General features: G+C 71.8%; 19 protein-coding genes. 6 read left to right on the forward strand and 13 right to left on the reverse strand.

The genetic code is table 11. From position 1 onward, the window contains the following. The first annotated feature begins 45 nt into the window (after positions 1 to 45). The 5 genes from ACBJ59_RS07330 to aspS all read left to right on the forward strand — a co-directional run bounded on the left by ACBJ59_RS07330 (position 46) and on the right by aspS (position 5727). Positions 46 to 672, forward strand: coding sequence for a TetR/AcrR family transcriptional regulator (locus ACBJ59_RS07330; protein WP_375109371.1), 627 nt, complete (start codon positions 46 to 48; stop codon positions 670 to 672). Continuing rightward, positions 669 to 2027, forward strand: coding sequence for a carotenoid oxygenase family protein (locus ACBJ59_RS07335; RefSeq protein ID WP_375109372.1), 1359 nt, complete (start codon positions 669 to 671; stop codon positions 2025 to 2027). Before ACBJ59_RS07330 ends, ACBJ59_RS07335 begins: the two co-directional genes overlap by 4 nt. Positions 2028 to 2081: 54 nt before the next feature. Beyond that, positions 2082 to 2738 (forward strand): (d)CMP kinase, encoded by a 657-nt coding sequence (gene cmk, locus ACBJ59_RS07340; RefSeq protein WP_375109373.1) that lies wholly within the window; start codon positions 2082 to 2084, stop codon positions 2736 to 2738. 38 nt (positions 2739 to 2776) lie between these two features. Continuing rightward, positions 2777 to 4168: a ribosome biogenesis GTPase Der gene (gene der / locus ACBJ59_RS07345; RefSeq protein WP_364134876.1), complete on the forward strand. Its 1392-nt coding sequence runs from the start codon at positions 2777 to 2779 to the stop codon at positions 4166 to 4168. A gap of 296 nt (positions 4169 to 4464) precedes the next feature. Beyond that, entirely contained in the window at positions 4465 to 5727 is a 1263-nt protein-coding gene (gene aspS / locus ACBJ59_RS07350; RefSeq protein WP_375109374.1) for an aspartate--tRNA(Asn) ligase, read from the forward strand. 151 nt (positions 5728 to 5878) lie between these two features. Here aspS and ACBJ59_RS07355 read toward each other — a convergent pair whose 3' ends face one another. From ACBJ59_RS07355 to ACBJ59_RS07365, 3 genes are read right to left on the reverse strand one after another with little or no spacing between them, the layout of a single operon-like run. After that, positions 5879 to 7600 carry an MFS transporter gene (locus tag ACBJ59_RS07355; RefSeq protein ID WP_375109375.1) on the reverse strand — a complete coding sequence of 574 codons (1722 nt, stop codon included), beginning with the start codon at positions 7598 to 7600 and terminating at the stop codon, positions 5879 to 5881. Positions 7601 to 7610: 10 nt separating this feature from the next. Continuing rightward, positions 7611 to 8261 (reverse strand): LppX_LprAFG lipoprotein, encoded by a 651-nt coding sequence (locus ACBJ59_RS07360; RefSeq protein WP_375109376.1) that lies wholly within the window; start codon positions 8259 to 8261, stop codon positions 7611 to 7613. Positions 8262 to 8320: 59 nt separating this feature from the next. Next, positions 8321 to 8779, reverse strand: a complete 459-nt coding sequence (locus ACBJ59_RS07365; protein ID WP_375109377.1) for a MarR family winged helix-turn-helix transcriptional regulator — start codon at positions 8777 to 8779, stop codon at positions 8321 to 8323. Positions 8780 to 8813: 34 nt separating this feature from the next. Between ACBJ59_RS07365 and ACBJ59_RS07370 the strand changes: the two genes are divergently transcribed. Continuing rightward, positions 8814 to 9740: a cation diffusion facilitator family transporter gene (locus ACBJ59_RS07370; protein WP_375109378.1), complete on the forward strand. Its 927-nt coding sequence runs from the start codon at positions 8814 to 8816 to the stop codon at positions 9738 to 9740. On the opposite strand, the gene ACBJ59_RS07375 is transcribed toward ACBJ59_RS07370, so the two are convergent. Genes ACBJ59_RS07375 through ACBJ59_RS07420 form a run of 10 tightly spaced genes read right to left on the reverse strand, consistent with a single transcriptional unit; the run spans position 9697 to position 19507 of the window. Beyond that, on the reverse strand, positions 9697 to 10326 hold the full coding sequence (locus ACBJ59_RS07375) for a 4'-phosphopantetheinyl transferase family protein (RefSeq protein WP_375109379.1): 630 nt from the start codon (positions 10324 to 10326) through the stop codon (positions 9697 to 9699). The two genes, ACBJ59_RS07370 and ACBJ59_RS07375, sit on opposite strands and share 44 nt — an antisense overlap. 17 nt (positions 10327 to 10343) lie before the next feature. Next, on the reverse strand, positions 10344 to 11369 hold the full coding sequence (locus ACBJ59_RS07380; RefSeq protein ID WP_375109380.1) for a hypothetical protein: 1026 nt from the start codon (positions 11367 to 11369) through the stop codon (positions 10344 to 10346). Beyond that, complete coding sequence (locus tag ACBJ59_RS07385; RefSeq protein ID WP_375109381.1) at positions 11366 to 12754, reverse strand: MCE family protein; 1389 nt, start codon at positions 12752 to 12754, stop codon at positions 11366 to 11368. The genes ACBJ59_RS07380 and ACBJ59_RS07385 overlap by 4 nt, the downstream gene beginning before the upstream one ends. Continuing rightward, entirely contained in the window at positions 12751 to 13749 is a 999-nt protein-coding gene (locus ACBJ59_RS07390; RefSeq protein ID WP_375109382.1) for an MCE family protein, read from the reverse strand. The genes ACBJ59_RS07385 and ACBJ59_RS07390 overlap by 4 nt, the downstream gene beginning before the upstream one ends. Beyond that, entirely contained in the window at positions 13746 to 14771 is a 1026-nt protein-coding gene (locus ACBJ59_RS07395) for an MCE family protein (protein ID WP_375109383.1), read from the reverse strand. The genes ACBJ59_RS07390 and ACBJ59_RS07395 overlap by 4 nt, the downstream gene beginning before the upstream one ends. Next, entirely contained in the window at positions 14768 to 15793 is a 1026-nt protein-coding gene (locus tag ACBJ59_RS07400) for an MlaD family protein (protein ID WP_375109384.1), read from the reverse strand. The genes ACBJ59_RS07395 and ACBJ59_RS07400 overlap by 4 nt, the downstream gene beginning before the upstream one ends. After that, entirely contained in the window at positions 15793 to 16836 is a 1044-nt protein-coding gene (locus ACBJ59_RS07405) for an MCE family protein (protein ID WP_375109385.1), read from the reverse strand. Before ACBJ59_RS07405 ends, ACBJ59_RS07400 begins: the two co-directional genes overlap by 1 nt. Position 16837: 1 nt before the next feature. Continuing rightward, positions 16838 to 17857: an MCE family protein gene (locus ACBJ59_RS07410; protein ID WP_375109386.1), complete on the reverse strand. Its 1020-nt coding sequence runs from the start codon at positions 17855 to 17857 to the stop codon at positions 16838 to 16840. Positions 17858 to 17861: 4 nt separating this feature from the next. Continuing rightward, complete coding sequence (locus ACBJ59_RS07415; protein ID WP_375109387.1) at positions 17862 to 18716, reverse strand: MlaE family ABC transporter permease; 855 nt, start codon at positions 18714 to 18716, stop codon at positions 17862 to 17864. Further along, on the reverse strand, positions 18716 to 19507 hold the full coding sequence (locus tag ACBJ59_RS07420; RefSeq protein ID WP_375109388.1) for an MlaE family ABC transporter permease: 792 nt from the start codon (positions 19505 to 19507) through the stop codon (positions 18716 to 18718). Before ACBJ59_RS07420 ends, ACBJ59_RS07415 begins: the two co-directional genes overlap by 1 nt. Between the last annotated feature and the right edge of the window lie 55 nt (positions 19508 to 19562).

Here is a 19562-nt window from a genome sequence, read left to right on the forward strand (position 1 = left end):
AGAAAGGGTGGTAACAGTGTTACCCGGAAGAAACGGCGTTTCTGGATGACGATCACCACCTATCAGCAGGCCCAGCGGCAGGGGCAGGAGGCCGTCAGGGCGGCCGTCCTCGACGCGGCCAAACGGCTGCTCATCGGCGCGGGGCCGGAGGCGCTGACCGTGCGGCGGATCTCCGCCGAGGCCGGCTGCTCGACCAAGGTGATCTACACGCTCTTCGGCGGGAAGGACGGGCTCAGCGAGGCGCTCTGGCTGGAGGGGTTCGCCCGGTTCGAGCGGCGGCTGCTGGCCGTGCCGCCGGACGACGACACGCTCCGGCGGCTGCACGCGGGCCTGGCCCTCTACCGGGAGTACGCGCTGAGCGAGTCCGACTACTACCGGGTCATGTTCCAGGGGGCGATGCCGGGGTTCACGCCGGGGGAGGAGGCGGTGCGGGCGTCCAAGAGGACGTTCGAGCTGCTGGTGCGCGGCGTGGCGGCCTGCCTGGAGGCCGGCCGACTGAGGGGCGCGGAGGCCGTGGAGATCGCCGACGTGTTGTGGATGGCCATGCACGGCGCCGTAAGTCTGGAAATTTCGGGTTATTTCGATCGGGCCGAGGCCGAGCGGCGCTACCGCCTGCTGTGCACCTCGGTGCTCACCCCATTCCTGGCTCCAGAAGAGAGGGACACGCCATGAGCACAACCCCCTTCAAGAACGGGTTCGCCCCGGTCGCCGAGGAGATCACCGCCTTCGACCTCGAGGTCACCGGCCGCATCCCGGCCGAGCTCAACGGCCGCTACCTGCGCAACGGCCCCAACCCGCTCAGCCTCGACGACCCCAACGCCGGCCACCTGTTCCTCGGCGAGGGCATGGTGCACGGGGTCCGGCTGCGCGACGGCCGCGCCGAGTGGTACCGCAACCGCTGGGTGCGCAGCGCCGCCGTCGCCGAGCGGCTCGGCGAGCCGGCCAGGCCGGGGCCCGTGCACGAGGGCATGGACTTCGCGGCCAACACGCACGTCATCGGGGTGGCCGGGCGCACGTTCGCGACCGTGGAGGCGGGGGCGCTGCCGTACGAGCTGGGTTACGAGCTCGACACCATCGGCTCCTGCGACTTCGACGGCGGCCTGCCCGGCGGGTACGCCGCCCACACCCACCTCGACCCGGTCAGCGGGGAGCTGCACGCGCTGGCGTACTTCTTCGGCTGGGACCACCACCAGCACGTCGTCATCGACCCCAAGGGCGCGGTGACGCAGGTCAGGAGGATCCCGATCGCCGACGCGCCGATGGTGCACGACTTCGCGCTCACCGAGCGGTTCGTGGTGATCTACGACCTGCCGGTCACGTTCAGCATGGCCCACGCGGAGAAGGGGGTGTCGCTGCCGTACGCGTGGAACGACGCGCACGCGCCCAGGCTCGGGCTCATGTCGCGCGAGACGGGCGACGTGCGGTGGGTGGAGGCGCCGTCCTGCTGGGTCTTCCACACGCTCAACGCCTACGACGACGGCGACGAGGTGGTCGTGGACGTGGTCAGCTACCCGAAGGGGTTCGTGGACGCCCGGCTCGACGCCGGCGGCTCGCCCACGCTCGACCGGTGGCGGGTCAACCTGGCCACCGGCCGGGTCGGCGTGGCGCGGCTGGACGACCGGGCGCAGGAGTTCCCGCGCATGGACGAGCGCCGCACCGGACGGCCCTACCGCTACGGTTACACCGCCGCCACCCGCGAGCTGCACGAGATCGTCCGCCCGGCCGCTGAGCTGGAGGACCTGCCCGACGAGGCGTTCGACAACACGCTCATCAAGCACGACCTGGAGCGGGGGACGCAGGAGTCGCGGCAGTTCGGGCGGGGGGCGTACGTGGGCGAGCCCGTCTTCGTCGGCTCCGGGCAGGCCGAGGACGACGGTTACGTGATGTCGTACGTCAACAACCCGGCCAGGGGAGCGGCCGACCTGGTGATCCTCCCCGCGCAGGACTTCACCGGCGAGCCGCTCGCCACGGTGCACCTGCCCGCCCGGGTGCCGCTCGGCTTCCACGGAAGCTGGATCGCCGACTGAGCCGGAGGCGGTAGCCTCTTCAGGTTGGGTGGACAACGTGAAGAGGGAGAGGCCGTGACCGGTCTGGTCGTCGCCATGGACGGTCCTTCGGGGTCGGGCAAGTCGAGCGTGTCGCGCGGGGTCGCCCGCGCGCTGGGCCTGCGTTACCTCGACACCGGGGCGATGTACCGCGCGATGACCTGGTGGATGCTCCGGCAGGGCGTCGATCTGGCCGATCCCGACGCGATCGGGGCCCGCTGCGCCGAGCCCGCCATCGTCTCCGGCACCGACCCCGACGGCCCGACGATCCGCGTCGACGACGTGGACGTGGCGGGGCCGATCAGGGAGAGCGAGGTCACCGGCGCGGTCTCGGTCGTCGCCGCCGTTCCCGAGGTGCGCACGCGCCTCGTCGCGCTGCAGCGGGAGATCATCGGCGCCGGTGACATCGTGGTCGAGGGCCGCGACATCGGCACGGTCGTCTGGCCCGACGCGGCCGTCAAGGTCTACCTGACGGCCAGCGCGGAGGCCCGCGCCCGCCGGCGCAGCGCCGAGGTGACCGGCTCCACGGTGGAGGCCCAGCAGGCGGCCATGGCCCGGCGTGACACCCTGGACTCGACACGTAAGACGGACCCACTCTCGATGGCGGCTGGCGCCGTCGAGCTCGACACCACCCCGCTGACCTTGGAAGAGGTCATCGGGGAGGTGCTGAGGCTGGTCAAAGAGCGCACCTGAGCCAAACTCGGTGCGGTACTCGCAAAGGATGAAAATTCGTGACAACGGGGGATTGGGTCGAGGCTGACCTCGACGAGCTCGAGATCACCGAGCACGACCACGGCGTTCCGCTGCCGGTCGTCGCCATCGTAGGGCGGCCCAACGTCGGCAAGTCCACGCTGGTCAACCGCATCATCGGCCGCCGCGAGGCCGTCGTGGAAGACGTGCCCGGGGTCACCCGCGACCGCGTCACCTACGACGCCAACTGGCGCGGCCGCCGCTTCACTGTGGTCGACACCGGCGGCTGGGACCCCGACGCCACCGGCATGAACCTGCGCATCGCCGAGCAGGCCCAGGTGGCCGTCGAGCTGGCCGACGTGGTCGTGTTCGTCGTGGACGCGACCGTGGGCGCGACCGACGCCGACGAGATCGTGGGCTCGGTGCTGCGGCAGTCCGGCAAGCCGGTCATCCTGGCCGCCAACAAGGTCGACAACCAGCAGCTCGAGCTGGAGGCCGCCGCGCTGTGGGCGCTCGGGCTGGGCGAGCCGTACCCCGTCTCCGCCCTGCACGGGCGCTCCAGCGGCGACCTGCTCGACGTGATGCTCGACGCGCTGCCCGAGACGCCGCAGGTCACGTTCGGGGCCGAGCGCGGCCCCGCCCGCGTCGCGCTGCTCGGCAAGCCCAACGTCGGCAAGTCCTCCCTGCTCAACAAGCTGGCCGGCGAGGAGCGGGTGCTCGTCGACCCCATGGCGGGCACCACCCGCGACCCGGTGGACGAGCTCATCGAGCTGGGCGGGCGCACCTGGCGCTTCGTGGACACCGCCGGCATCCGGCGGCGCGACCGCGAGCTGCAGGGCGCCGACTTCTACGCCGCCATGCGCACGCGGGCGGCGCTGGAGCGCACCGAGGTGGCGATCGTGCTGATCGACGCCAGCGAGCCGCTCACCGAGCAGGACCTGCGCATCATCGGCCTGGTCATCGAGTCCGGGCGGGCGATGGTGGTGGCCTTCAACAAGTGGGACCTCGTCGACGAGGACCGGCGCTACTACCTGGAGAAGGAGATCGACCGGCAGCTCGTCCGCACCCCGTGGGCGCTGCGCGTCAACATCTCCGCCAAGACGGGGCGCCACCTCGACCGGCTGGTCCCGGCGCTGGAGAAGGCGCTCGACTCGTGGTCCACGCGGGTGCCGACGGCCCGGCTCAACGCGTTCCTGACCGAGCTGGTGCAGCAGACGCCCCCGCCGGTGAGGGGCGGCAAGCAGCCGAAGATCCTCTTCGCCACGCAGGCGTCGGTCGAGCCGCCCAAGTTCGTGCTGTTCACCTCGGGGTGGCTGGAGGACACCTACCGACGCTTCATCGAGCGGCGGATCCGGGAGGAGTTCGGCTTCGCCGGGTCGCCCATCGACGTGACGATGAAGATCAGGGAGAAGCGCCCCAAGAAGGACAAGTAATGGTTTTGCCGTTGCCCCGGGCCTGATCGTAGGATCTACGGCAACGCGTTGACGGAGCCGAGTAGCCAGCGGGCCCGCACGGGTCCAGAGAGCCGCCGGTAGCTGCGAAGGCGGCGCCGTGCCCCGCTGGTGAAGACACTCCCGAGTGCGGGGAGGAAATGCCCCGCCGGTCTGACCCCCGTCATCGGGTCGTCGAGGCCGCCTCCGTGCCGGGGCGGCGAAAGTGCGGTGGCACCGGGAGTTCCCTTCTCCCCCGCACTCCCAAGGGGTCATGCAATTCCTCGTGAGGAGCTGTGATGATCTCTCGTGTCATGTCGGCGGAGCTCGCTGAGCACGCCGGGCAACGAGTGACGATCGCCGGCTGGGTCCATCGTCGCCGGCAACTCAAATCCGTGTCCTTTCTCGTCGTCAGGGACCGTACCGGCCTGGCCCAGGCGGTGACCGCCCGCGACCTGCCTCCTGAGGAGAGCGTCGTCGAGGTCACCGGCACCGTGGCGGCCAGCCCGCAGGCGCCGGGCGGCTACGAGCTGGTCTCGCCGGAGGTCGAAGTCCTGGTGGAGCCCCGGGTGGCGCCGCCGTTCGACCTCTACCGGCCCGTGGTCGGGGCGGCGCTGCCGACCGTCCTCGACCACGCGCCCGTCGCGCTGCGGCACCCGCTGCTGCGGGCGCCGCTGGAGATCTCGGCCGCGAGCGTGGCCGGGTTCCGCGAGACGCTCGACCGGCTCGGCTTCACCGAGATCCACACCCCGAAGATCGTCGGCTCGGCCACCGAGTCGGGCGCGAACGTCTTCGGCATCGACTACTTCGGCCGGCCCGCGTACCTGGCGCAGTCGCCGCAGTTCTACAAGCAGGCGATGGTCGGGGTGTTCGAGCGGGTCTACGAGGTGGGGCCCGTCTTCCGGGCCGAGCCGCACGACACCGTGCGGCACCTGGCCCAGTACACGAGCCTCGACGCCGAACTGGGCTTCGTCGGCGACCACCGGGACGTGATGGCGGTGCTGCGGGAGGTGGTGGCGGGCATGCTGGAGTCCGTACGCCGCCGCGCCTCCTCCGCCCTCGACCTCCTCGGCGCCGTGCCGCCGCCGGTGCCCGCCGAGATCCCGGCCGTCCACTTCGCCGAGGCGCAGCGGCTGACCTCGTCCGACGAGCCCGACCTGTCGCCCTGGCAGGAGCGGTGGCTGTCGGAGTGGGCGGAGCGGGAGCACGGGTCGGAGTTCCTGTTCGTGACCGGGTACCCGATGTCCAAGCGGCCGTTCTACACCCACCCGGACCCCGCGCGGCCCGGCTACTCCAACGGCTTCGACCTGCTGTTCCGGGGCATGGAGCTGGTCACGGGCGGGCAGCGGCTGCACCGGTACGAGGACTACGCGCGGGCGCTGGCCGAGCGTGGCGAAGGGGTGGAGGCGTACGAGGGCTACCTCCAGGCGTTCCGGTACGGGATGCCGCCGCACGGCGGGTTCGCCCTGGGGCTGGAGCGGTGGACGGCGCGGCTGACGGGGGCGGCCAACATCCGCCAGACCACCGCGTTCCCCCGGGACCTCCACCGCCTCTCGCCATGACCCTTTTCTGACGCTCCGCGAGTTCCCGAGCCCCGCGAGGCCGCCCGGACGGCCTCGCGGAAACCCGACGGATCGACGCGCCCGGTGAGGCGCCCTGTGTGGGCGTCCTCGCCGGGGGGTCGTCGGGCGCGGTCGCGTTCCGGTCGCCCGGTCAGCGGCGCCTGGCGTCGTGGGACGGCATCAGGAGGGCGACCGCCGCGCCGAGCAGGCAGATGAACGCCGTGACGAGGAACATCTCGGTGTACTCCGTGTGCAGCGCCCCCTGCACCTTCGCGGTGTAGTCGGCCAGCCGCCGCTGATACGTCTCCGGGTCCACGCCGAACGGGAGCGGCGTGTCCAGGTGGGCGGTCAGGGACTGGAACCGGTAGAAGCCCCAGGCCGACACGGCCGCGATGCCGATCAGCATGCCCATCATCCTGGCCACCACGACCGCCGCCGACGCCACGCCGTGCTGGGCGGCCGTGCTCACGCGCAGCACCGCCGACGACACCGGGGCGATCACCAGGCCGAGGCCCAGCCCGGCGACCACCAGGTCGACGTCCATGACGAGGCCCGCGCCGGCCAGGTCGAGCGGCCAGCGGCTCATCAGCCAGTAGCCGACGGCCGCCACCGCCATGCCCGCCACCGCCACCGCCCGGTCGCCCAGCCGGCGCGCCAGGAGCCCGCCCAGCAGGGCGGCCACGGTGAGGGCCGCCAGGAACCTGGCCAGGACCAGCGACGCCCCCAGCGCGTCCTCGCCGAGCAGGGTCTGGGCGGTGAACTGGACGAACACCATGGTGACCAGGAGCGCCGCCCCGGCCAGGAAGCTGACGGCCAGGGTGGCGAGCAGCGGGCCCTTGCGGGTGCCGGTGAGGTCGAGGAGGCGGACGGGGGAGCGGATCTCCCACCAGACGAAGCCGGCGGCCGTCACGGCGCCGGCCGCGATCACGGGCAGGCCCCACGGGGGGAGCACGGAGCTGGCGGGGTCGGGGTTGTACAGGCCCACGACCAGGAGGCCGAGCGCCAGGGCCAGTAACGCCCCACCGACCACGTCCACCCGCCCGCCCTCCCGGCTCCGGCTGACGGCTGTGGCGTCCGGCGCGCTCGCGGCCACCGCACCCGCCTGGTCTGTGCTCGTTTGGCCCCCGCTCGTTTGGCCCGCGCCCGTTCGGCCCGCGCTCGCCTGGCCGGTGTTCGGCGTGCTGGGGGACGTGGCGCTGGGGGCGCCGAGGGGGGTCGCCGTGGCCGCGTCCGCCTGGACCTGGCCTGGCGTGTCGGAGCCGGACGGAGGGGTGGTGGTGCGGGGTGGGACGGTGAAGTGGACGGCCAGGGCGGCCAGGGCGGCGAGGGGGACGTTGATCCAGAAGATCGCGTGCCATTCCCCGAGCTCGATCCCCGCCACCACCGTGCTGGGCACCAGCGCCAGCAGCCCGCCGTACAGCGGCCCGAGCGCGCTCCCCAGCTCCTGCGCCGCCCCCACCGCGCCGAGGGCCACCGGGCGTTCCCGCGCCTCCCACAGGTCCCCGATGAGGGCCATCGTGATCGGCAGCAGCGCGCCCCCGGCCACCCCCTGGACGGTACGCCCGGCCACCACCATCACATCACCGGTCGCCAGCGCCGTCAGCACCGAGCCGAGCGCGAACGCCGCCAGGCAGGCGTGGATCAGGGGGCGCCGGCCGTACCGGTCGGAGAGCTGGCCGAGCAGCGGCATCGCGGCGATGTACCCGAGCAGGAAGCCCGTGACGATCGGGGTGGCGCGCTCGAGGTGGTTCAGCGGGATGTCCACGTCTTCGGCGATGTCGATCAGGACCGTCACCACCACGTACGCGTCCAGCGCGGCCAGCAGCACCACCGCGCCGCCCGCGCCGAGCACCACCCGGCGGGTGCGCCTCACCTGACGGCCTTCACTTGGTGGCGGGCGGCGTGACGGTGACCGGCGCGTCGTAGTCGCTGAACGCCACCGTCACCGTGCCGTCCTGCAGCGGCAGGCTGGCCTTGGTGAGCCGGCTGGTGGCCTGGTCGATCCAGACCTTGCCGTTCACCCCCTGCGTGACGCCGGGGATGATCTGCCCGACGACGGTGCCCGGGAAGGTGGTGGCGACCCGGTAGGAGCCGCCCTCCACGCCCTCCACCTTGGGATCGGTGCCCGAGGCGAGCAGTTGCGCGATGCCCTTGGTGGGCTCCAGGATCACCGACGGGTCGTAGAACTGCGCCAGCTGGTCGCGCGTCATCTGCTGGAAGCCGCCGGTCGGGCCCTTGAAGTGCACGGTGTCACCGATGAGGGCGAAGGTGACCTCCTGCAGGGTGCCCAGCACGTCGAGCGTGATCGTGCCGTCGGCGTCCCCCTCCGCCGTGAGCCGGCCGTCGGCCTTCTTGACCGGCACCTTCGGCTTGCCCTCGGTCGTGATCGAGAAGCCGGCCGACTTGACGCCCTTCATGGCCTCGGAGGACTTCTTCATCAGGTCGGGCCCGGCGGGCAGCTCGGCCCCGCCACCGCCGGACGAGCACGCCGACGCCAGCGCGAGGACAGCCACGACGAGGAGCTTTCTCAGCATGACCGGATCGTATCGATCGACCGTGAACGCCGCGCGCCGTCACGGATATCGGTTGGATGTCAGCGCAGCTTCTTCAGGTGCTCCACGAGCGGCGCGTACGCCTCCTCGATCGCCTGGAGTTGGTCGTCGGTGAGCCGGTCGACGAAGTGCTCGCGCACGCTCCCGACGTGGAACGGCGCCACCCGCTGGATCGTGTCCCAGCCCTCGTCGGTCAGCACCGCGAACGTGCCCCGCCGGTCGTCACGGCAGTCTTCCCTGGTCACCAGGCCCTTGGCCTCCATGCGGGAGATCTGGTGCGACAGCCGGCTGCGCGACTGGATCGTCGCGTCCGCCAGGTCGCTCATCCGCATGCGCCGTCCCTGGCTCTCGGAGAGGTTGACGAGGATCTCGTAGTCGTTCAACGAGAGTGAGTGCTCCTGCAGCTCGCGGTCGAGCCGGTGCATGAGCAGCTTGTGCAGCGCCAGGTGCGTACGCCAGGCACGCTGTTCGGCGGGAGAAAGCCAGCGAGGCGCGCTCATGATCCCCAATCTAGCGCACATACAGTTGTGCGCCATGGAGGAAAAGTCGGGGGAGAGCCTGGGCACCGTGCTCGTGGCCGGAGCGGCGAACCTGACCATCGCCCTGGCCAAGCTCGTCGCCGGCCTCATCAGCGGCTCGGCCGCCATGCTGTCGGAGGCGGCCCACTCCGCCGCCGACACCGTCACCGAGCTTCTCCTGCTGGTGGCGGTCCGCCGCTCGGGCAAGCCCGCCGACCGGCGGCATCCGTTCGGGTACGGGAAGGCGGGCTTCGTCTGGGCGATGATGGCGGCGGTCGCGACCCTGGTGGGCGGGGCCGGGTTCTCCATCACGCACGGCATGCACGAGATCAGCCATGGGGAGGAGCTGTCCGACCTCACCCCGTCCTACGTCGTGCTGGCCGTCTCGTTCGTCATCGAGGCGATCTCGTTCACGAAGGCGATGTCGCAGCTTCGCCGCGAGGCCGCGCGGCACGACGTCAACCCCGTACGCCTGGTGCGGCGCACCTCCGACACCGCGCTGAAGGCCGTGCTGTTCGAGGACGCCGCCGCCCTCGTCGGCCTGCTGATCGCCGGCGCCGGGCTGATCGGCTCCCAGCTCACCGGCTCGGCGCTCTGGGACGGGGCCGCGTCGGTCGCGATCGGCCTGCTCCTGCTGGTCGTCGCGCTCACGCTCATCCAGTCGAACCTGTCGCTACTCATCGGCCAGGCCGCGCCCCAGTCGATCGAGACCGGCATCCGCGCCGTGCTGATGGCCCAGCCCGAGGTGGAGGAGGTGGTCGAGCTCCTCACCATGATGATCGGGCCGGGCGCGATCCTGGTCGCCGCGAAGATCGACTTCAGGGACCAGGCCAGCGCGGCCGGGGTGGAGATCGCCTGCGAGGAGGTGGACCGGCGGCTGCGGGAGCGCTTCACCGGGGTCAGGCAGGTCTTCCTCGACCCGACTCCGACCCGCCGCCGCTGACCTCCGGGATGGGCACCCTCTCGGCGGGGACGTCGGTGACGACCGCCACCCTGATGTCCGGCCCGGCGCTCCACTCCAGCAGATGCCGTCCCGTCAGGTCGTCGCCGCCCTGACCGAGCTTGTCGAGCGTCAGCTCGCCGCGCTTGATCAGCGCCTCCTTGCGGGTCCAGTGGCGCATCAGCTCGTCGTTGCCGGTGACCAGCGCGCGCTCGTGCGGGGTGAGCACCCGGTCGGCCAGCATCGTGTCCAGCGGGCCCGGGCGTACGTGCTCGGCGTCCACGCCCACCTTGCCCGGCCCGGCCACCGCGCACACGTAGCCTCGCGTGTGGCTGAAGCTGACGCCCAGCTTCGGGGCCTGCTCGACGTACGGCCTGCCGTGCCCGGGGCCGTGCACGTCGCAGTGTTGCAGCAGCGTCAGCTCCCCCGGGTCCGCGTCGAGGGCGGCGGCGGCGCAGAGGCGTACGAGGAGGTGGGCGGCGATGAAGCAGACCCGGTCCTCCTCGAACCGGAAGCGGGCGGCCCGCTCCTGCTCCACCTCGGTCAGCCATTCGTACGGGGCGCGCACCTCGTCCGGGTGTCCGCCCATCGCTAAGCAGCCGATCGTCAGTCCTTCTTCTTGTCGTCGCCGTCGAGGGAGTATTGATCCTCCGAGGCCGCGCCGAGCACGGTCACGTCATGGATCTTCCAGCTCCCCTTCTCCTTCACAAGACTGATCTTAAGGTGGGAATCCTTGACCGAGCGGATCGCCTCGGAAGTGTTCACCTGCTGGTCCACGACGACGATGGCGTGGGCCGTGGCCTCGTCCACGTCGGCCAGGTACACCTCGCGCACGGTGGCCTGGGAGGTGGCCTCGAGCTTGACGATGACCTGCGCCATGGTGCCGCCGAACGCGGCGTCGTAGGTGGCCAGGAAGTCGCCCGTGGCCTGGGCGGCCAGGGCCGAGCGGGTGGTCTGGAGGTCCTGGTAGTCGTAGCTGAGCAGGGCCCGGCTGAAGGCGGCGGCCGCGCCGGACACCTCCATGCGCAGGGCGCGCTCGGACTCCAGCCGGGCGCGGGCGTCCTGGGCCTGGGCGGCGGTCACCCACTGGAGCACGGCGGTGGCGGCGACGGCGGCCACCACCATCGCGGCCAGCGCCCCCAGAACCTTGGCCCGGGTGACCCGCCGGGGCCGCTCGCCCCTGGGGCCTGCAGAGGAGCCGGTGTCCGTGGGGGCGTCGGAGCCGTCAGCCTCGGTGCCCGCCTGGGTGCCCGCCTGGGTGCCCGCCTGGGTGCCCGCCTGGGTGCCCGCCTGGGTGCCCGCCTGGGTGCCCGCCTGGGTGCCCGCCTGGGTGCCCGCCTGGGTGCCCGTCTCGGTGCTCGCCGCGTCACCGGCGTCGGTCGAGGCGGCCGTTTCGGCGCTCTCGACGGCGGCGCTCGCCGCTGGACGTGCGCTCTTCTCCGCGTCGGTGGGCGGCTCCACGCTCGTCGACGCGGAGCCGGCGTCGGGCGCCACGGTGGGCGTGCCGTCGGCGGAAGGCGCGGTGTCGGGTGGTGCGGCGTCCGAGGACGACGGCGCGGTGTCCGAGGGTGGGTTGTCCGAGGGTGGCGTTGCGGGGTGGGCCTGCGTGGCGAGGTGCTGCCTGGTGGTCATGTCGACTCCTCACGGCGGCGGGCGGCCCGGCCCGCCGCGATCCAGCCCACGATGCCACCACTCGCCACCACGGCGAGGAATATCGCGACAATCAGCGGGGCGATGTTCAGCGGGGTACCGGACGCGGCGCGCGTGGCGGCCACGCCCGTGGGTGACGCGGTTTCCTGCGGGGTCTCCTCCGAGGGGCTGCGGGTGTCCTTCGCCGCCGGACGGGGCGAGCCGCCGGGATGGGCCGCGTCGGTCCGGCGGTCGTCGGGACGATCGGCGGGGCGGTCGGCAGTGCGGTCAGTACCGCGGTCAGCAGGGCGGTCGGCAGGGCGGTCGGCAGGGCGGTCAGCGGGGCGGTCCGGGCAGGTGCGGAGGGCGGGGACCGAGGGCGGGCCGACCGGTCCGGCGTACTCCTCGGCGGGCGTCGGCCCCCCGGGCACGCTGAAGACGAACGCCGCCTTGCCGTACACCGTGCCCCCGCGCCGGTCGCTGATGTCGTCGGCCAGGCTCAGCGCGGTCGGCACGATGCCCAGCAGGTGGTGCACGTTCCGCTCGGTCGTCGCCGAGAACACCGGCTGGTGCGGCAGCCCGGCCGCCGTCAGCAGGCACGAGAACCCCGGCCTGGACGCCCGGACGGCCGCGTCGAGCTGCGCGAACACGCCGGGTCCCTGGTCGAGGAAGGCGTTCAGGTCCGTACGGGACTCCCGCAGCGCCGCCGTCACCGTGCTCAGGTCCGTGATCCCCGAGGCCAGCTCCCCCCGCTTGCCGGCCAGCGTGTGCGTGAGCCGGGTGAGCTGCACCGACAGGTCGTCGAGCACCTCGGCGTTGTCCGCGAGGGTGCCGGTCAGGGTGTGCGCGTCGTCGACGATGCGCCTGATCGCGGGCGCCCGCCCGTCCAGCGCCACGGCCAGCTCGTGCACGATGGTCTTGGCGTCCTCGGGCGGCACCGCGTTCAGCAGCTTGCCGACCCCTTCGAACAGCTTCTTGTAGTCCAGCGGAACGGTCGTCCTGGCCAGCGGGATCGTGTCGCCGGCCGTCAGCGTGGCGCCGGTGGCGCCGGTGGCGGGCGGCGAGAGCTCCACGTACGGCTCCCCGATGGCCGACCTGCGCCGCACCTCGGCCGTGACGCCCTTCGGCAGCCGGATCTCCCGGTCGATGTCCAGGCCCACGACGATCTTGCCCGGCGCCAGCCGCACGTCGCCGATCTTGCCGACCCGGACCCCCAGGTACGCCACGTCGAACCCCCGGATCAGCCCGGGCGAGGAGACGAACTCCGCCGACACGCGGTACGGCCGCTCGATGGCGTCCAGCCGGATGATCGTGCTGAACGCCCAGACGGTCATGACGATCCCCAGCACCACGAAGAACCCCAGGTTCAGGTAGATCCGGTGTCTCATCGCGGCGGCTCCAGCAGCAGGCGGAAGTCCTCCACCCGGTCGCGTACGGGATCCTCCCGGGCGGGCAGCAGCACGCCCTTCAGCCAGACGTAGATCAGCACCTGCCCGTTCACCGTGATCGGCGGCGCGTCGATGAACTTCTGCAGCTTGGCCACCAGCGCCTTCAGGTCCTCCTTGCCCCGCTGCATGGACGACGAGATCGCCTCCAGCTCGCGCAGCAGCGTCCGCAGGCGGGCGGCGTGGCGTGGGTAGACGGTGAGGTTGGCCTCCTCGGCCAGCCTCGTCAGCGCGACGATGGCCTTCTTGACGTGCCTGCGCCCGTGCGCGAGCCGCGCGGTGGCCGAGGCCAGCGTGCCCGGCAGCCGGTCCAGCTCGGCGCTGCCCTCGGCCAGGTCGTCCCCGAGCCGGGCCAGGGCGTCGATGCTGGTGCCGAGGTCGCGGCGGGCGGCCGCGTAGGCGTCGGTGACCTCCGCCGTCTGCTTGATCAGCCGGTTGACCTCGTCGCCCTGCCCGGCGAACGCGGTCGAGGCGGCGTCCAGGATCGCGTTCACGTCCTGCGCCCCGAGCGCCTCGATGAGCGGCCCGGCCTTCGCCGTGACCTGCTCGATGTCCGGCTCGACCGACGTCTCGGCGATCGTGGCGCCGTCCTTCAGGTACGGCCCCGTGGCCAGGTCCCGCCCCGCCGGCGGGGCGAGCTGGACGTAGTTCTCGCCCAGCACGGACGTCTTGGCCACGGTGGCCGTGCTGCCCTCGGGCACCCGGTGCGCGGACTGGATCGACATCGTCACCCTGGCCCGGTAGCCCTGCAGCCGGATGCCGGTGACGGTGCCCACGCGTACGTCGGAGATCTGCACGCTGTGCCCGGTCACCAGGCTCTGCACGTCGTCGAAGACCGCGTGCAGGGTGAGGTCGCCGGTGGTCGCGCCGAGCGTCTGCAGCGAGCACGACGCCGTCACGGCCAGCGCCGCCAGCCCGGCCAGCAGCCGTACGCTCATCGCCGGCCTCCCCGCTGCGCGAAGGGGCAGTTGCTGAGCCCGCCGGGCAGGCACGGCACCTCGCCCAGGTTCAGCGCGTCGAACAGCGGGGTCAGCCACGCCCTGGTCATGGCGTTGAGCACGACGCGGATCTTGAGCACGTGCTGCTTACGGTCCCAGGAGTCGATCAGGATGTCGGCGAAGTCGGCCGCGCCCTTCACGGCCCGCGCCGCGGACGCGCTGTTGGCCCTGACCGTCAGCACCAGCTCGGCCAGCGTCCCGGCGGCCTGCGGGAGCCGCTGCGCGTACTGCTCGATGAGCACGTCGCCACGCCGCACGAAACCCGCCATGGAGGTGACGAAGCCGCGCAGCCGCCGCCGCTCCTCCGCCAGGATGGCGCTGGCCTCGGAGAAGGCGTCGATGGCGCCCGTCACCTGGCTCTCGCGCTCGTTGAGGCTGGTGGCCAGCTTGTTCAGGCCCTTGGCCAGGTCGATGAGCCGCTGGTCCTGCTCGGCCAGGGTGCCGGTGAGCTCGGAGGTGTCGGCGATCGCGTTGTTGATCGTCCTGCCCCGTCCCCTGACCCCGTCGGCCAGGTCGCCCGCCACGTCGCCCAGCTTGTCGTCGTCGAGCGCGTCGGTCAGCTTGGTGAAGGCGTCGAGCGCGTCGTCGATCTCCACCGGCAGGTCGGTCCGCTCCAGCGGGATGGTGGCCCCCGACCGGATCCGCTGCTGCCCCGGTTTCCACGGGGGATAAAGCACGACGTTGCGCTCGCCGAGCGTGTTCTGCGGCGCGACGACGGCCTTGACGTCGGACGGCAGCGGCACCTGCCGGTCGATCCGCAGCTCGACCCGTACCTTGTCGCCCATGATGCGGATCCGCTCCACGTAACCGGCGTCGAGCCCCATCACCTTCACCCGCGCCTCCTCGTACAGGGAGGGCGCCTTGCCGAAGATCGCCACCAGCCGGTACGGCTCCGTCCCCACCGCCGAGCACCCGGACGCCAGGAGGACGCCTGCCAGCAACACCGCCACGAGCCGTCTCATCTGTCGCTCTTCCTGTCCTTGGCGATGGCGGCCAGCACCTCCGGGTTGATGGGCCCCAGGCCGGTGGCGATGGCCTCCAGCCACGGCCCCTGACCGCCCATCGTGGACAGGCCGGCGAACGTCGGGCCCGCCCAGGCCAGCAGCGAGTTGAGCCGCTCGTTGCTGCCGCTGAGCCGCGTGGTGATGGCGGCGTTGTCGTCGAGCACCTGGACGAGCGTCCGCTCGTGCTCGGCGATCAGCCGGGTCGTGCTCTGCACGAGGTCGCTGCCGTCGCCGAGCAGCGTGCGCAGCTCGGTGCGGCGCCTGCGCAGCTCGTTCAGCATGACCTCGAGGGCGTCGATCAGCCGCCCGAGCTGCCGGTCCTTCTTCTCCAGGACGTCCATGACCCGGGTGCCGTTGTCCAGCAGCCGCTGAAGTTGCGGCTCGCTCTTGCTGATGGTGTCGGAGAGGTCGCCGATGTTGTCCAGCAGCCGGGTGACGCGGCCGCGCTTGAAGGTGTCCATCTTGCCGAGCTCCGCGAGCAGGTCGTCCACCGCTTCGGTGTCCAGCCGCTCGACCAGCCGGGTCGCGTCCTTGACGGCGTCGTTGATCAGCGTGGGCACGCCGGTCCGCTGCACCGGGACGCGCCGCTGGGCCTCGGGGAGCTGGTCGACGTACGGGGGCGAGACCGGGCCGGTGAGCCGGACGTACCGGCCGCCGAGCAGGTTGGACAGGGCGATGTCGGCGCGGGTGCCGCGGCCGAGCCGCACGCCGTCGTCCACCTTCCAGGTGACGACCACGTGGCCCTGGCCGTAGTCGGCGCGTACCTCGGTGACCTTGCCCACCCGCACCCCGGCGACCCGTACGTCGTTGCCGGTGCGCAGCCCGCCGGAGTCCACGAACACGCCCGACATGGTGTAGCCGCCCTCCAGCAGCCCCAGGTTGCCCACCAGGAACGTGGCGACGAGGATCACCGCGAGCGTGGCCAGCGACACCAGGCCGACGGCGTGCTTGTTGCGGTCGCGAAACGACTTGAGCGCCATCACCGGCCCACCAGCAGCTTCCGCAGGTCTTTCTCGCTCTGCACCCTGGTGTTGCGCAGCGGCGGCGGCGTCTGCATCCCGTAGGGGCAGGGCGCGGCGCTCAGCGCCACGCAGGGGACCGCGGTGATGAAGTAGTGGCCGCGGTTGACGCTGGAGTACGCCCGCGCGAACAGCGGCTGGAACGTGCTGACGGTCCGGTCGATCGAGCCCACGTTGCGCCGGATGCCGCCGGTCAGCCCCGACAGGTTGTCCACCAGCGCGCCGAGCTCGTCGGCGTTCTTGCCGAGCACCTCGTTGGAGGTGTGGAAGGTCGCCGACAGCTCCACCAGCGCCTCGTCCACCAGCTTCCGGTTGTCGGCGAACGCCTCCGTCAGCGTGACGAGGTTGTCGACGAGCTGCTCGATCTGCTTGTCCCGCTTGGCGACCACGCCGGTGACGGTGGCGTAGTCCTCCAGGAGCTGCTCGATGGTCTTCCTGCGGTCGTTGACCGTGGTGGTGATGGCGTTGACGTTGTCGAGCAGCCTGGGGATGTTGCGGTCGTTGCCCTTGAGCGACTTGGCGGCGGCGGTGAGGAGCTGGTTGATCTGCTCGGGGTCCAGGCTGCGGGTCAGCGGGCCGAGGTCGCTGACGAGCTCGCCGATGTCCACGACGGAGGAGGTGCGGGTGATGCGCGAGCCCGGGGGCAGCCGGCCGGGGGCGGTGCCGGGCAGCAGGTAGATCACCCGCTGGCCCACGGCGTTGCGCCAGCGTACGGCGGCCTCGGTGTCGGTGGGGACCCGGACCGCGTCCTGCACCTCCATGGTCACCTCGGCCCGGCCGTCCACGACCCTGATCGTGTCCACCTGGCCGACCGGCGCGCCGGCGATCTTGACCTGGTCGCCCTCGACCAGCCCCGACACGTCGTCGAACATCGCGACCAGCCGGTACCCGCCGCCCGTGCCGACCCGGGCGATCTGCACGCTGATCGCCACGATCAGCGCCACGCACAGACCGACGAACAACGCGAAGCGGACGAAGGTCCAGCGGCGCCGGACGCGTTCCATGTCAGCGCCTCCCGTCGGTCGGGCCGCAGGCGCCGACGATCAGCTCGCAGACGTCGGTGGCCACGAACGCCTCCACCTGGAGCTGGCGGCTGTTGCCGGGGCCGGGCGCCTCGATCAGCTCGTTCAGCAGGTCGACCAGCTCGTTCAGGCCGCGTACGCCGTCGCCGGCCAGGCCGAGCTGGGCGTAGATGAGCGCGGCCACCCGCTCCCCGGAGTGCACGCCGGCCCGCAGGTTCCCCCGGTGCTTGTCCAGGCCGTGCGCCACCTGGCCGGAGATCGAGGTGATCTCCTGGAGCAGGGCGCGTACCTTGTCGGCCCGCTTGAGCAGGTCGGGGGTGATGACGTTGACGTCGGAGGAGATGGCGACCAGCTCGTCCCCCTTGTCCGACAGGGCCGTGCCCAGCAGGGCGGCGTCGCGCAGGAACTGCCTGGCCCGCTCCCGCTGCCGGTGCGCGACGCCGACGACCGTGCCGGCGTCGCCGATCAGCTCGCGCAGGTCCTCCCCCTGGCCGTCGAGCCCCTTGGCCACGGTGTGCACGATGACCGCGACCTCGCGCGGATCGACGGCGTCCAGGCCGCGGTAGGCGTCGCCGAGCGTGTCGGACAGGTCGAGCGGGTCGCGGGTGTCGGTGATGACGGCGCCGGAGGTCAGGTAGGGGCCGGTGGTCTCGCCGGAGCCGAGGTCGAGGGCGAGGAACTTGGGGCCGAACACCGAGGCCGGCTCCACGGACGCGACCGCCGTCCGGGGCACCCGTACGCCGGGGTCGAGGTGCATGGTGACCACGGCGCGGCCCCGGGCGTCGAGCGCGAGGGAGGTCACGCCGCCGACCGTGATGCCGCGGATCTTGACCGGGGAACTGGTGTCCAGGCCCTGCCCGGCGCGGCCGAACACGGCGTCGATCCGGGTGCCGCTGGTCTCGGTGGCGGTGCGGACGACGTACAGGACGGTCGCGGCGAGCACCGCCAGCAACGCGAGCGCGATGCCCAGGCGGGCGGCGAGGGAGAGATCTGCTCTGGCCACCGGCTCACCCCGTCAGCGGTATGTTGCCGCCGGCGCCCCAGAACAGGTACGACAGCAACAGGTTGAGCAGCACGATCGTGACGATCGACTGGCGGATGGCCCGGCCCGCCGCCACCCCCACGCCCACCGGCCCGCCCGTGGCGTGGAAGCCGTGGAAGCAGTGGATGACGATGACGGCGAAGGCGAACACGGCGACCTTGGCGACGCTGAAGGCGATGTCGCTGACCGGTAGGTACAGGTAGAAGTAGTAGTCGTAGACCCCGGGCGCCAGCCCGAACAGCACGGTGCACATCAGCCGGGTGGCGAAGAAGCTGGCGAACAGCGCGATCAGATAGATCGGCACCAGGGCCAGCAGCGCCGCCACCACCCGGGTGCAGATCAGGTAGGTGAAGGCGTTGATGCCCATCACCTCCAGCGCGTCGATCTCCTCCGAGATCCGCATCGCGCCCAGCTCCGCCGTGAACGACGAGCCGACCTGCGCCGCCAGCGCCGTGGCCGCGATGATCGGGGTGATCTCGCGGACGTTGGCGAAGCTGCCGACCAGGCCCATGAACGACTCCGCGCCGATGGCCTGCAGCCCCTGGTAGCCCTGCAGGCCCACGGTCGCGCCCACGACGAACGCCATCGTGAACACCACGAAGATCATCCCGCCGCCGATGACGGTCGCGCCGACGCCCACCACGACGTCGCTGACCTGCCGGATGACGACCTTGAAGTACTTGAGCCTGAGCACGATGTCGCGTACGGAGTAGAACAGCACCTTCCACACGAACAGCGGCCAGTCGGCCAGCGTGGCGAACCGCTCGGCGACGTCCCGCCCCCTGAGGGCGAGTCTGAGGCCGGCCGTCCGCGTCACCATCAGAGCGACCTCGGCGGGTAGGCGAGGAAGTACACGGCCGAGATGACGTAGTTGAACGTGAACACCAGCATGAACGTCACCACGGTCGCCTGGTTGACCGCCCGCCCCACCCCGACCGGGCTGGACGCGCACGTCATGCCCTTGTAGCAGGCCACCCCCGCCGCGATGAACCCGAAGATCCACGCCTTGAACAGCGTGACGTAGAGGTCGGAGGCCACCACGAGCGACAGCGCCCCCTCGAAGTACGCGCCGGGGGTGACGCCCTGGACGATCACGTTGAAGAAGTAGCCGCCGGTCGCGCCCGCCAGGATGACCAGCGGGCACAGGCACACCGCGATCGTGCTGGCCGCCCACATGCGCGGGGTGACCAGGCGATGGATCGGGTTGACCGACATGACCTCCATCGCGCTCAGCTCGTCGCGGATGTGGCGAGCGCCGATGTCGGAGGTCATCGCGCTGCCCCCGGCCCCGGCGATCAGCAGCGCGCTGGCCAGCGGCGCCACCTCGCGGATCAGGCCGACGAAGACCGCGCTGCCGGTCGCCGAGCCGGCGCCGAGCTGGCGGGCCAGCTCGCCCACCTGTAAGGCCACGGTGGCGCCCAGCGGCAGGGAGACCAGCAGCACCGGGACGCTGGTGACGCGGGCGAGGAACCAGCACTGGTCGACGAACTCCCACCACCAGTGCCGGACGTCCCAGCTCCGGCGCAGGCCCTCCAGCACGATGACGAACAGGTCACCGACCTGGCCGAGCGGCGAGCCGGCCCGGCGCCCGACGTACCCGGACCAGGCCATCACCACCTCCGCCGCCTACGGATTGGCAACCCTACTGACGGGCTGTCCAGTAGGC

It is taken from the genome of Nonomuraea sp. MTCD27, from assembly GCF_041950495.1.
GTDB lineage: Bacteria > Actinomycetota > Actinomycetes > Streptosporangiales > Streptosporangiaceae > Nonomuraea.

Excerpts from the sequence above, each read along its gene's own strand:
- ACBJ59_RS07330 (WP_375109371.1), top strand. The coding sequence starts at position 46 with ATGACGATCACCACCTATCAGCAGGCCCAGCGGCAGGGGCAGGAGGCC.
- ACBJ59_RS07335 (WP_375109372.1), top strand. The coding sequence starts at position 669 with ATGAGCACAACCCCCTTCAAGAACGGGTTCGCCCCGGTCGCCGAGGAG.
- aspS (WP_375109374.1), top strand. The coding sequence starts at position 4,465 with ATGATCTCTCGTGTCATGTCGGCGGAGCTCGCTGAGCACGCCGGGCAA.
- ACBJ59_RS07360 (WP_375109376.1), bottom strand. The coding sequence starts at position 8,261 with ATGCTGAGAAAGCTCCTCGTCGTGGCTGTCCTCGCGCTGGCGTCGGCG.
- ACBJ59_RS07365 (WP_375109377.1), bottom strand. The coding sequence starts at position 8,779 with ATGAGCGCGCCTCGCTGGCTTTCTCCCGCCGAACAGCGTGCCTGGCGT.
- ACBJ59_RS07370 (WP_375109378.1), top strand. The coding sequence starts at position 8,814 with ATGGAGGAAAAGTCGGGGGAGAGCCTGGGCACCGTGCTCGTGGCCGGA.
- ACBJ59_RS07375 (WP_375109379.1), bottom strand. The coding sequence starts at position 10,326 with ATGGGCGGACACCCGGACGAGGTGCGCGCCCCGTACGAATGGCTGACC.
- ACBJ59_RS07380 (WP_375109380.1), bottom strand. The coding sequence starts at position 11,369 with ATGACCACCAGGCAGCACCTCGCCACGCAGGCCCACCCCGCAACGCCA.
- ACBJ59_RS07385 (WP_375109381.1), bottom strand. The coding sequence starts at position 12,754 with ATGAGACACCGGATCTACCTGAACCTGGGGTTCTTCGTGGTGCTGGGG.
- ACBJ59_RS07390 (WP_375109382.1), bottom strand. The coding sequence starts at position 13,749 with ATGAGCGTACGGCTGCTGGCCGGGCTGGCGGCGCTGGCCGTGACGGCG.
- ACBJ59_RS07395 (WP_375109383.1), bottom strand. The coding sequence starts at position 14,771 with ATGAGACGGCTCGTGGCGGTGTTGCTGGCAGGCGTCCTCCTGGCGTCC.
- ACBJ59_RS07400 (WP_375109384.1), bottom strand. The coding sequence starts at position 15,793 with ATGGCGCTCAAGTCGTTTCGCGACCGCAACAAGCACGCCGTCGGCCTG.
- ACBJ59_RS07405 (WP_375109385.1), bottom strand. The coding sequence starts at position 16,836 with ATGGAACGCGTCCGGCGCCGCTGGACCTTCGTCCGCTTCGCGTTGTTC.
- ACBJ59_RS07415 (WP_375109387.1), bottom strand. The coding sequence starts at position 18,716 with ATGGTGACGCGGACGGCCGGCCTCAGACTCGCCCTCAGGGGGCGGGAC.
- ACBJ59_RS07420 (WP_375109388.1), bottom strand. The coding sequence starts at position 19,507 with ATGGCCTGGTCCGGGTACGTCGGGCGCCGGGCCGGCTCGCCGCTCGGC.